Here is a 12,186-nt window from a genome sequence, read left to right as displayed (position 1 = left end):
TATTTTAGCGTAAAAAGTATAAAACTTAATAAAAAGTAACAGTAATCTTTGGTATAATGATTGCTATTTAAATTTTTAAAGGATTTTTATGAAAAAAATTTTATTTCCAGTTTTGAGTTTGGCTGTTGCTATGAGCCTAAATGCCGCTATCGTCGCAAATGTCGATGGTGAGAGTATTACAGACAATGATGTAAGTACGGTTTTAAATGCTGCAATGCCTGGATTTGATTATAGCAAACTTCAACCTGATATGAAAAAGCGTGTTATTGACGATCTTATAAATAGAAAACTTTTGTTAAAAGATGCAAAAGCTAGTGGCGTAGAAAAAGATGCTGAATACTCTAAGGCTATAGATATGGCACGTGAGAGTATTACACTTGATCTATATATGAAGAAAATTTTTGACAGCATTAAAGTAAGCGATAATGAATTAAAAGATTTTTACAATAAGAATAAAGATAGATTTAACCAACCAGCGAGTGCAAAGGCTAGTCATATCTTAGTTGGTGATGAGAAGGCTGCAAATGCTATAATTGCACAGCTAAAAGGGCTAAAAGGTGATGCACTAAGCAAGAAATTTGCTGAAATAGCTCAAAAAGAGTCAATCGATAAGGGTTCTGCCGCAAATGGGGGTGAGCTAGGTTGGTTTGGTCAAAGTCAAATGGTAAAACCTTTTGCTGACGCAGTATTTTCAATGACTAAAGGTAGTATTTCAACTAAGCCAGTGCAATCACAATTTGGCTATCACGTTATCTTAAAAGAGGATTCTAAGGCTGCTGGTGTGGTGCCATTTGATCAGGTTAAAACTCAGATCGATCAAGCTGTGAAAATGGAAAAATTCCAAAGTGCTATCAAACAAAAAAGTGATACACTTCGCACAAAAGCAAAAATCGAATATAAATAAAATTTGAAAGGATAAAAATGGGCGTTTTAGATGTCATAAAAGCTGGCGTGGTAAGCGGCGATGATGTAAATAAACTATACGCGTATGCAAAGGAGCAGGGCTTTGCTATACCTGCTGTAAATGTAGTCTCAAGTAACTCAGTAAACGCTGTACTTGAGGCTGCAAAAATAGCAAATTCGCCCGTTATTATCCAGTTTAGCAACGGTGGTGCGAGTTTTTACGCAGGTAAAAGTTGTCCAAAGGCTGATGTAGTTGGTGCTATTGCTGGTGCTAAGTACGTGCATTTACTAGCTCGTGAATACGGTGTTCCTGTCGTGCTTCACACAGATCACGCAGCACGAAAACTTTTGCCTTGGATCGACGCACTCATTGAAGCTAGCTATGAGTATAAAAAAGCTTATGGAGTGCCACTTTTTAGCTCTCATATGCTTGATTTAAGTGAGGAGAGTTTAGAAGAAAATTTAAGCACTTGTGAGAGATATCTAAAAGAGCTTAGTGAGCTTGGCATCAGCCTTGAGATAGAGCTTGGAGTAACGGGTGGAGAAGAAGATGGTGTTGATAATACAGGCGTGGATAACGCACTTCTTTATACTCAACCAGCTGACGTGGCTTTAGCTTATGAGCGACTTAGTAAAATCAGTGATAAATTTAGCATAGCGGCTAGTTTTGGAAACGTTCATGGCGTTTACAAGCCGGGCAATGTGGTGCTTCGTCCTGAAATTCTTAAAAACTCACAGATTTACGTGGCTGATAAATTTAAAACAGTTAGTAAAAAGCCGGTAAATTTTGTCTTTCATGGCGGAAGTGGTAGTGAGTTAGCTGATATTAAAGATGCCGTTAGTTACGGTGTTATTAAGATGAATATCGATACAGATACGCAGTGGGCGTTTTGGGACGGAGTACGTGAATATGAGGCAAAAAATCGTGCCTACTTGCAAGGTCAGATAGGTAACCCAGAAGGTGATGATAAACCAAATAAAAAATACTACGATCCACGCAAATGGATAAGGTGTGGCGAGGAGAGTATGGTAAAACGTCTTCAAATCACATTTAGTGATTTAAATTGCTTAAATAGGAACTAAAATGCCTAATCAAGATTTTACAGACCTCGTTCTGCCAAAAGCACAGGCAGGTCGTTCTGGTTTTGTATTTTTTAAGATTATCTTTCTACCTTTGATCATTTATATTTTTGCACTGCTTGCATATTGTAAGATTATAAATTTTTCGATTGGACTTCATACTATCGTCATGATGAGTGTGATATTTATATTTGCTTTGATATTTTCGCGACATAGTGCAGAGTTTGCATATACTTTATTTGTCTCTAAAAGTGATGATTTTAAAACTAGTTTGAAAGAATTTATTATATCTCATCTACTTGAATTTGGTGGAGTAAAAAAAGCAAATGCTAAATTTGATGATTTTTTGGATGGATATACAAAGGATTTTAGAAATGACAATCTAGCAGCAATAGGTGTTGCGGTATTTCCTATGCTTGGAATTTTGGGAACATTTATCAGTATCGCTATCTCAATGCCGTCGTTTAGCTCAAGTACTTCAGGAGAGTTAGAAAAAGAAATCGGAGTATTATTAAACGGCGTAGGGACGGCATTTTATGTATCGATATATGGTATATTTTTAGCACTTTGGTGGATGTTTTTTGAGCGTATAGGTATGTCTAAATTTGAGCGATTTGCAAATGAGCAAAAGCAGCTAAGCTATCAGTTTTTTTGGCAAAAAGAAGAGCTAGAGCAACAATATATGAGCACGTCTGTAAGCCACTATGCTGGGTTTGAGAAGATCTTTGCTCGTATCGGAAATGAGGAGTTTTTTAATAGATTAGATGATACGATAGAGGCAAAATTTAATACTTTTAAAGAACTTGAAAATTTAGAACGTAAAATAATCGGCGAAGCAAAAGTTGGTTTTGATGAAAATGTAGGACTTTTAGCAAAGATTTCAAGCCGTCAAGACGAGTTTTTAGCCATTCATTCTAGTATATTAAAAGCTTTAGTTGCATTAAATACAACCATAAAAGAATCGCAAACTCAGTTTGTTCATCAACACACAAAGATAAGTGAGATAGCTCAGAATAGGGCGGATAGCTTTGAGCGAAGTTTGATAAAATTTAATGCGGACTTAAAAACTCTCGAGCTTAGTTTGAAAAATTTTGCAGTTAAAATTTTAGATGAGCAAGATATGGCAATGAAATCATTTAGGGATAGTATATTTCAAGGAGCTCAAGCTTTTAACGCTATATACCAGCAAGAAATTCGTTCAAATGGACGCGAAAAAGAGCGTGAAGTGCTGATAGCAGAGCTAAAAAAGAGCATAAGCGAAATTGATGAAGAGGCTAATCGTATTATCAAAAATTTAGAAAACATAAAAGATGAAGTTAAATAAAAATCAACAAGATTCATCAACTTTTTGGATATCTTATGCAGATTTAATGGCTGGTTTGCTCTTTGTTTTTATGTTGCTTATTGGTGCTATAGTCGTTAAATACGTACTTTCGCAAAATACTTTGGCAAGTAAAGAGCAAGCAATATTAGTCGCTTTGGCTAGTCTTAAAGATGAGCAAGGTAAAAATTTTACTTTAGATAAGATAAACTCGGCTTTAAAGGACGAGCTAAACAAGATTAGCAATGAAAATATAAATTTGAAAAAATCAAATGAAATTTTTGTCATAGAGATAGATGCGTTTAAGAAAAAATTAGAGCAATTATATAGTGAAAATACCGAAGCAAACGCGAGTATAGCAGATCTAAATTCAAATATTTTAGGGCTTAATCAAAAAATAATCGTATTAAATGACGAGTTAGAACGTGCCAAGAATGAAGCTAGTGAGAAAAATGTAAGCAATGAGCAAAATTTACTTAAAATAGCTTATTTGCTCGAGCAAGTAAGTGCTAAAGAAGCCCAATATAACACACTTTTGCGTGATCTAAACGTTACGCAAAATCGCATTAAAAATTTAACCGGTATTCGTGTAAAAGTCATAAGTGAGCTTAAAGACAAGCTTGGCGATAGTATTGCGATCGATCCAAATTCAGGCGCATTAAAACTTAGCTCGTCAGTCCTTTTTGATAAGGCAAGTGCAGAGTTAAAAGATGAGGCAAAGCCAGAGCTTAAACAGACTTTAAAGAAGTATTTTGACGTACTTTTAAATGATCCACAAATTAGTAAAAATATCGACCAGATAATGATTGAGGGTTTTACTGATAGCGATGGCAGTTACCTTTATAACCTTGAGCTTTCGCAACGTAGAGCGTATGCAGTTATGGACTTTATCAATTCATATAACGAAGATGAAAATTTACGTAAGCATCTTATTGCGAGTGGGCGAAGCTATAATGATTTGATTATGAAAGATGGCGTTGAAGACAAGGACGCTTCTAGGCGGATCGAGATAAAATTTTCTATCTCAAATAAAGATGCGATACATGAGATAGAAAAATTTTTGGAGCTTAAGCAGTGATCGAGCCTTTTGAGTTTAGGGATCGTAAATTTTGGCTACTTAGAGATGATTTGCTAGGTGAGTTTAATGGCAACAAAGCACGAAAGTTGGAGTATTTTTTAAATGCTGATTTGAGTGGCTTTTCTCGTATAGTCTCGCATGGCTCAAGTCAGTCAAATGCGATGTATAGCTTAAGCGTATTTGCACGTCTAAAAGGACTTGAGTTTTTATACGTAGTCTCTCATTTGAGTGAAAATTTAAAGCTTAATCCAGTTGGAAACTATAAATTTGCATTGCAAAATGGTATGAAAATTTATATCTCGCTTGATCGCAAAGCTAAAGCAAGAGAGCTTGCAGATATGCCTAATGCGTTATTTATCCCTGAAGGCGTAGCTATGAGCGAGGCAGAGCAGGGATTTAAAACTCAGGCTAGGCTTATTAATGAGTGGAGTGATGAAACTGGCATAAAACCTGATGTTTTCTTGCCATCTGGCACAGGTGCGAGTGCAGTATATCTTGCTAAGCATATTGATTTAAATGTGTTTACTTGTCCTTGTGTAGGCGATACTGCGTATCTAAAAAGTGAGATAAATTTACTTGATCCGCACTCAAAAGTGAAAATTTTAAATCCACCTAGAAAGTATCATTTTGGCGATTTAAAACGTGAGCTTTATGATATGTGGCAGGAGCTTTGTGCGAGTGGCGTGGAGTTTGAGTTGATATACGATCCGGTTGGATTTTTAAGTATTTTTTCAAATTTAGATAAGCTAAAAGATGAAATTTTATATATTCATCAAGGTGGAGTGCTTGGAAATATCAGCCAAAAAGCAAGATATGAGAGAAAATTCAAAGGATAAAATATGCAATTTTTATATACTACAGATAGTGATTTTGAGAGTAAATTTGCAAAGCTTGTACATCGTTCGGATATAGATATGAGCGTTGTTATGCCAGTTGTTGGCAATATAATAGACGAGGTACGAAACGGCGGTGATACAGCACTTTTTACTCAGATAGCTAAATTTGATAACTTTACGCCAACTAACAAACAAGATATACTTATAGATGAAAATGATATGAAACAAGCATATGATGGGCTGGATTATAATCTACGTCAAGCATTAAATTTGGCCTATAATCGTATAAAAAGCTATCACGAACACTCAAAGCCACAGACTTGGACTATAAATGATGAGCTAGATATACTTTTAGGTGCAAAATACACACCAGTAGATCGTGCTGGACTTTATATCCCAGGTGGCAAGGCGGCATATCCTAGTTCGCTTTTGATGAATGCTATACCAGCAATAGTCGCAGGCGTCAAAGAGATAGTTGTTTGTACTCCTGCGATTAACGGAAAGGTAAATACACTTCTTCTTGCAGCTATGTATCTTTGTGGCATCAAAACAGCTTTTAAAGTAGGTGGTGCAAGTGCGATTGCTGCGATGGCTTATGGAACACAGAGTATACCCAAAGTAGACGTTATAACCGGACCTGGTAATATCTATGTAGCTACAGCCAAAAAGATGGTATTTGGTGAAGTAAATATCGATATGATCGCTGGACCAAGCGAGATAGGTATAATCGCTGATGAAACAGCAAATGCACGCCATATAGCCATAGATCTGCTCTCTCAAGCTGAACATGATGAACTTGCAAGTAGTTTTTTAATCACTCCAGTTGAATCTTTTGCTAAAGATGTACAAAAACATATCGAGAATGAGCTAAAAACACTAAAACGTGAACCTATCGCAGCTACAAGCATACGTAATAAGGCAGCTATTATTATAGCTCGTGATATGAAAGAGTGCATAAAACTTATGAATGAACTTGCAGTTGAGCATCTTGAGATAGCTACTGACGATGCTTTTAGTTATATGAATGATATAAAACATGCAGGTGCAATATTTTTTGGACATTTTACACCTGAGGCGATGGGTGATTATCTAGCTGGACCAAATCACACCTTACCAACAGGTGGTAGTGCGAGATTTTATTCTCCACTTGGAGTTGAAAATTTTATGAAAAAAAGCTCACTGATATCAATCAATAAACATGGCATAAAAGAGCTTGGTAAGGCTTGTATGCAGTTAGCACAGGCTGAAGGATTAGGAGCTCATGAGCGATCTGTAAAAGTTAGATATGATGATATTTAGCAAAAATTTAGTCAAAATAAGATAGTATCAAGTAAAATTTAAAAAGGGTTACTATGATTATAAATGGAGTATCTCAATCGTCGCATTTTGATACCACAAACAAGGCAGACGAGCAAAAAGGTGTCACTGATAAAATTCTAGATAAGATCTCTGCTAAACGTGCTCTTGGTGGTGTAGATGGTTCAAATTTAGCCATAGCTGACGCACTTTTAAGTCAAAGCAATGAGCTAGAGCAAGGAGTATCAAACGCAAATGATGCTATAGGAATGCTGCAAATAGCAGATAGCACACTATCAAATTTAAGCTTAAACGCTGACCGCATAAATGAGTTAAATGTCTCATTAAATAATGCCACTTTAAACGATAAACAACGCTCTATGATAAGAGAGGAGATAAGCTACATTGCAGAGTCAATGACTAAAAGTATTGAAAATGCGACGTTTAATGGTAAAAGTATATTTGGCTCGGAGCTTAGTTTTTATACCAATAGTGGTATAAGCAGTATAAATTTAAACACAAGTAGTATAACAAATGTTGCCCCAGACGGCTCAAATATAGATAAAATAAGTGAAAATATTACAATGCTTCGCTCAGATATTGGCTCAGCTCAAAATGGAATTTTATCAGGCATAAATAGCTCAATAGAGCGATCAATAGCGTTAAGATCGAGTGAGAATAATCTGCAAAATAACGATATATCTGAAAATTTAAATACACTTGATCAAGCGATACTACAAATGAACGCAATACTAATTGCAAATGTGCATACAAACTCGACTTTGCAAACTCAAATAAGCCGACTTTTAGCATAACATAAGCCTCTAAAATTGGGGCTTTTTCTTTATCTTTGTAAAATATATTAAATACAAAAGTTAAAGTATCTGATATAGAAGATTATGGATAAAGCACTAGTAATTAATAATATCACTACTTAGCATATATTATAACTTTAAAAGATTATATAATCTTAAGATGTTTAAGCTTAGTAAAGACTTTGCAAATTCTGGCTTAAATTTAAATGCAAACGATGTTTTAAGTATGATAAAAGACTTTAGCTAATAAATGAGTGCTTTACACATTATTTTTGCTTTCACAAAATTCACATAAAATTATAAATTCTTTTTAAAACATAAGCCATAATGTGTTAGAATACGTCTAAATTTAAGATAAAATCTAAGGTTACGCGTGGATATTTTTCAATTTATCGGTTTTTTGGGTATGATATGTATAGTTTTAGGTTACTTTTTGCTTCAAGCAGACAGGATAAGCAACGATGATATGCTCTATCAGGTTATAAATTTAGTCGGTGCAATACTGCTCATCATCTCGCTTTGTGTGCATTTTAATCTTGGTTCGTTTATGATAGAGGTTTTTTGGATATTTATTACGATTTATGGGATAGTAAAAATTTATAAAAGGAAGAGATATGAGAGCTTACGCTGAGTGGGAAAAACAGGAGCTTTTGTTTTTGTCATTACCACACAAGAGCAGTGATTGGAGTGAGTATCTAGATGAGATTTTGGCTAGTTATGAGGAACTTATTGCAGCTATAGTGCCATTTCAAAAGGTCGTGCTAATCGCACCAAATCAGAGCTGCTTTGAACGATTTAAAAAATTTAAAAATACACAGTTTGTCTGTATCGACACAGATGACACTTGGATACGTGATTATGGTATGATCGATGTGCAAAATGGAGATAAGATTATAAGCTATGATTTTAAATTTAACGCTTGGGGAGGGAAGTTTCAAAGCTCGAAAGATAACGCTGTCAATCGTGAACTTGTAAAAAAATATGCTACAAATTTAAAAGAGATTGATTTTATTTTAGAGGGTGGTAGCATTGATTTTAACGGAGCTGGGACGATGCTAACGACATCAGAGTGCCTACTAAATGATAATCGTAATGCTAATTTTAGCAAAGATGAGATAGATGTAAAGCTAAAAGAGCTTTTTGGCTTAAAGCGTATTATTTGGCTAGAACACGGCTTTATAAAGGGTGATGATACTGACAGTCACGTAGATACCTTGGCCCGTTTTATCACAGCTGATACGATCGCTTATGTAAGTTGTGATGATGAGAGCGATGAACACTTTGATGAGCTTAGAAAAATGCATAAAGAGCTTGAAAAAACGGGATTTAAGCTCCTGCCTTTGCCTCTACCGAAGGCAAAGTTTTATAAGGGTAAACGACTTGGCTGCACGTATGCAAATTTTATCTTTATAAATGACGCTCTTATAGTGCCGACATATAATGATGAAAATGATAAACTTGTTCTTGATAGACTTAGTCTTGCTCTACCAGATCGCAAAGTACTTGGTGTAAATTCGCTTATTTTTGTCCGTCAAAATGGCTCACTTCATTGCTCTAGTCAGAATAGATTTTTGGGAGCGAGATAGTTAAATTTAAAGTATGAAATGATAAAGCTAGTGTATAAGTTTAAACGAGATTAAGATGGCAAAGTTCGATTATGAGATAAATAAAAACTTATCTGCTACCAAGCAAGATGATGGAGAGAAAGTCGCTATCATCGTAGCTGGAACGACTGCATTTACTCTTTCTATTATTAAATTTATAGTCGGATTTATTAGTGGATCACTTAGTGTTATGGGTTCAGCGATAGATTCGGCACTTGATTGTATTGTATCGGTGTTAAATTTTTTCGCCCTTAAAAAATCGCGAGCCCCAGCAAATTTTAACTTTAACTTCGGCTACACTAAGCTAGAGGCCATAGCGGCATTATTTGAGGGTATTTTTATCATTTTTGTAGCAGTGTTTATATTTTATGAAAGTATCTTAAAATTTAAAACTCCAAACGCTGACATGAACGCACAAAATGCGATATATGTGATGATATTTTCACTCGTTATTACTGCCATACTCATTATATTTTTAAACTCTGTTGCAAAACGTACAAATAATCTCATCATAAAAGCCGATGCATTGCACTATAAGAGTGATTTTTATACAAATCTAGCCATTATTATCGCACTTGTGATTATCAATTTTACAGGATTAGTGATAATAGACGCTATCTTTGGAGTAATTATCAGTGGCTACATCGCACATTCGGCTATAAATTTGATAAAAGAGAGCTTTGCGGTTTTGTTAGATAAAGCGTTGAGCGGAGAGATGATTGAAGAGATTAAGCGTATCATTAGTGCGAAAAATGAAATTTTAAGCTATCACTATCTCACGAGTAGATACAGTGGAAATATCTGCTTTTTAAGCGTTCATCTTGTTTTTGGGCGACATATTTTACTATTTGATGCACATACGATCTCAGATGAGATAGAGAGCGAGATAAAGCGGAAATTTAGCCAGTTTGAGTGGGAGATAACCTTTCATTTTGACCCTTGTGATGATAGATTTGGCGAGTGTAGATTATAAATTTATAGTCGCAATAAAACTACAAAGATGACTAAAAATGTAATAAATTTAAAAGGAAAAATATGAAAATAGCACTTTTACAGCAAAAATTTCACGGCACAAAGGCGGCGACAAATGCTAAAACGTGTGAGCTAATAGCAATGGCAAAGCATGGTGGAGCAGAGCTTGTCATTTGTCAAGAGCTTCATCAAAGCCAGTATTTTTGTCAGAGTGAAAATACAGAGTTTTTCGATATCGCAAATAAATGGCAAGATGATGTGCAGTTTTGGGCGAATGTGGCTAGGCAAAATGACGTGGTACTAGTAACTTCGTTATTTGAAAAAAGAGCTGACGGACTTTATCATAACACAGCTTTTGTCTTTGAGCGTGATGGCAGTGTGGCTGGGAAATACCGCAAAATGCATATACCTGACGATCCAGGCTTTTACGAGAAATTTTACTTTACACCAGGCGACATTGGCTTTGACCCGATTGATACGAGCGTGGGACGGCTTGGAGTCTTGGTATGCTGGGATCAGTGGTATCCTGAGGCGGCAAGATTAATGGCATTAAAGGGGGCGAAAATTTTAATCTATCCGACTGCAATTGGATGGTTTAATGGCGATAGTGAGGAGGAAAAATCTAGGCAGCTTGAGGCTTGGGTAGCGGTACAAAGGGGACATGCAGTGGCGAACGGTATACCCGTTGTAGCGGTCAATCGCGTTGGATTTGAGCGTGATAGTAGTGGCGTGATGGACGGCATAAAATTTTGGGGTAATAGCTTTGCTTTTGGGGCTCAGGGTGAGCAACTGTTCCGTGCAGATAGCGTGAGAGAAGAGTGCTTTTTAGTAGATATTGATATGAAACGAAGTGAAGAAGTGCGTCGCATTTGGCCTTTTTTGCGTGATAGACGAATTGATGCATATGCAGATATCACAAAGCGGTTTATTGATTAAAAACTAGATTGTATTACAAATTTGGCTAATCTTGTTGTGTGAAATAATAAAGCTGTGGTACTTAATGATATTAATTGGGCTTGATTGTAGTGCCAGTTGTCATATGCTAGGCTAAAAAAGAGAATTTATTTTTAGGCATTATTTAGTATCTATCTTTTAGCCCAACGAAATGGTTTATGGTTATATTGGTTACAAATATGAACTACTCATAAGTGCCGAGTGCAATAGCTATGCAGAGCTTATTAAGATATGAAAATAGTAAATTTATATCTTAAAACGTGTAAAAATGTAAAAATTTAACTGCTCAAAATATAAAATTTAAACTCTTATATTTTAAATTTGTTATTTTTGTGCTACGATATGAAACATATAAATTTAAGGAGTGTAAAATGAAAAAAACTCACGTGACACTTGTTGGTATGCTACTTGCTTCAACGCTAGGAGCTAAAGATTTCGTCAGTATCGGCACTGGCGGTATGACAGGCACATACTATCCGATTGGTGGAGCGATATGCAGACTTGTAAATAAAGATCCAAATATCAAATGCTCAGTGCAATCAACCGGTGGTTCTGTTTATAATGTAAACAATGTGCTTAAAAAAGAGTTGACATTTGGCTTTGTTCAAAGCGATGTTGTGTATGATAAATTTAATGGTACAGGTAAGTTTGAAAATATGGCTGACAATAAGCTACGTGCAGTAGCAGCAATATATCCTGAGCTACTAAGCTTTGTTGTTTCAAAAGAGAGCGGCATAAAAGATATAGATGGTCTAGCTGGTAAAAAATACAATGTAGGAAATCCTGGTAGTGGTAATGAAGTAACGACTTTAGCGGTGTTTAAAGCTAAAAATTTTGACGTTAGCAAACTTACTTATCGTGGTGTTTTGACTGTGCAAGAGTGCCCACACGCCTTGGCTGATAAAAAGATAGATGGATATAGCTATATGGTAGGACACCCAACGGCAAACATCACAGACGCTGCGAATTCACAACCTATAGATATATTAAACATTGAGGGTGCAGACATAGATGCTATGATAGCTCAGTATCCATACTTTGCAAAAGGCGTAATACCAAAAGGAACATATCAAGGTGTTGATCATGATGTAAATAGCATAGGTGTTAAAGCAGTTCTAGTTGCTAGTGATAGCGTAAAAGACGATGTTGTAAAGGCTGTAATAAAGGCTATACTTGATAACTTTGATGAGTATCAGCAACTTCACCCTGCACTAAAAGCGGTAACAAAAGAGAGTATGGTGGAAGGTCTTTCGGCACCACTTCATCCAGCGGCTGAGGCAGTATTTAAAGAAGCTGGTATAATAAAATAATCTTTTAATTTAATGCA

Annotated in this window: 12 protein-coding genes; all 12 read left to right on the top strand. The window is 35.7% G+C overall.

The genetic code is table 11. The features are described from left to right. The first annotated feature begins 88 nt into the window (after positions 1 to 88). The 12 genes from KDE13_RS00640 (at position 89) to KDE13_RS00585 (ending at position 12,169) form a co-directional block, all read left to right on the top strand. The gene (locus tag KDE13_RS00640; RefSeq protein ID WP_212140332.1) at positions 89 to 904 is read left to right on the top strand and encodes a peptidylprolyl isomerase; all 816 of its coding nucleotides are present in this window, start codon (positions 89 to 91) and stop codon (positions 902 to 904) included. A 17-nt stretch (positions 905 to 921) separates the two neighbouring features. Continuing rightward, positions 922 to 1,986 carry a class II fructose-bisphosphate aldolase gene (gene fbaA / locus KDE13_RS00635; protein WP_212141876.1) on the top strand — a complete coding sequence of 355 codons (1,065 nt, stop codon included), beginning with the start codon at positions 922 to 924 and terminating at the stop codon, positions 1,984 to 1,986. Between the two features lies 1 nt (position 1,987). Continuing rightward, positions 1,988 to 3,307, top strand: a complete 1,320-nt coding sequence (locus KDE13_RS00630; RefSeq protein ID WP_212142587.1) for a MotA/TolQ/ExbB proton channel family protein — start codon at positions 1,988 to 1,990, stop codon at positions 3,305 to 3,307. Then, positions 3,294 to 4,382 carry an OmpA family protein gene (locus tag KDE13_RS00625; protein ID WP_212142586.1) on the top strand — a complete coding sequence of 363 codons (1,089 nt, stop codon included), beginning with the start codon at positions 3,294 to 3,296 and terminating at the stop codon, positions 4,380 to 4,382. Before KDE13_RS00630 ends, KDE13_RS00625 begins: the two co-directional genes overlap by 14 nt. Further along, complete coding sequence (locus KDE13_RS00620; RefSeq protein ID WP_212142585.1) at positions 4,379 to 5,218, top strand: 1-aminocyclopropane-1-carboxylate deaminase; 840 nt, start codon at positions 4,379 to 4,381, stop codon at positions 5,216 to 5,218. The genes KDE13_RS00625 and KDE13_RS00620 overlap by 4 nt, the downstream gene beginning before the upstream one ends. Before the next feature lie 3 nt (positions 5,219 to 5,221). Then, a complete protein-coding gene (gene hisD, locus KDE13_RS00615; protein WP_212141874.1) occupies positions 5,222 to 6,517 on the top strand; it encodes a histidinol dehydrogenase in 1,296 nt (431 codons plus the stop codon). A gap of 53 nt (positions 6,518 to 6,570) precedes the next feature. Beyond that, a complete protein-coding gene (locus KDE13_RS00610; RefSeq protein ID WP_212142584.1) occupies positions 6,571 to 7,329 on the top strand; it encodes a flagellin in 759 nt (252 codons plus the stop codon). Between the two features lie 373 nt (positions 7,330 to 7,702). Then, positions 7,703 to 7,960: a CBU_0592 family membrane protein gene (locus KDE13_RS00605; protein WP_212142583.1), complete on the top strand. Its 258-nt coding sequence runs from the start codon at positions 7,703 to 7,705 to the stop codon at positions 7,958 to 7,960. After that, positions 7,944 to 8,915, top strand: a complete 972-nt coding sequence (locus tag KDE13_RS00600; protein ID WP_212141872.1) for an agmatine deiminase family protein — start codon at positions 7,944 to 7,946, stop codon at positions 8,913 to 8,915. Before KDE13_RS00605 ends, KDE13_RS00600 begins: the two co-directional genes overlap by 17 nt. A 55-nt stretch (positions 8,916 to 8,970) precedes the next feature. Continuing rightward, positions 8,971 to 9,906, top strand: a complete 936-nt coding sequence (locus KDE13_RS00595; protein WP_212140341.1) for a cation diffusion facilitator family transporter — start codon at positions 8,971 to 8,973, stop codon at positions 9,904 to 9,906. Between the two features lie 62 nt (positions 9,907 to 9,968). Next, positions 9,969 to 10,841 (top strand): carbon-nitrogen hydrolase, encoded by an 873-nt coding sequence (locus KDE13_RS00590; protein ID WP_212142582.1) that lies wholly within the window; start codon positions 9,969 to 9,971, stop codon positions 10,839 to 10,841. A 389-nt stretch (positions 10,842 to 11,230) separates the two neighbouring features. Continuing rightward, on the top strand, positions 11,231 to 12,169 hold the full coding sequence (locus tag KDE13_RS00585; RefSeq protein WP_212141870.1) for a TAXI family TRAP transporter solute-binding subunit: 939 nt from the start codon (positions 11,231 to 11,233) through the stop codon (positions 12,167 to 12,169). The last annotated feature ends 17 nt before the right edge of the window (positions 12,170 to 12,186 follow it).

It is taken from the genome of Campylobacter anatolicus, assembly GCF_018145655.1.
GTDB classification, from domain to species: domain Bacteria; phylum Campylobacterota; class Campylobacteria; order Campylobacterales; family Campylobacteraceae; genus Campylobacter_A; species Campylobacter_A anatolicus.
The sequence above is the reverse complement of the archived record's forward strand: the minus strand, read 5'-3'. Positions and strand labels throughout refer to the sequence as shown.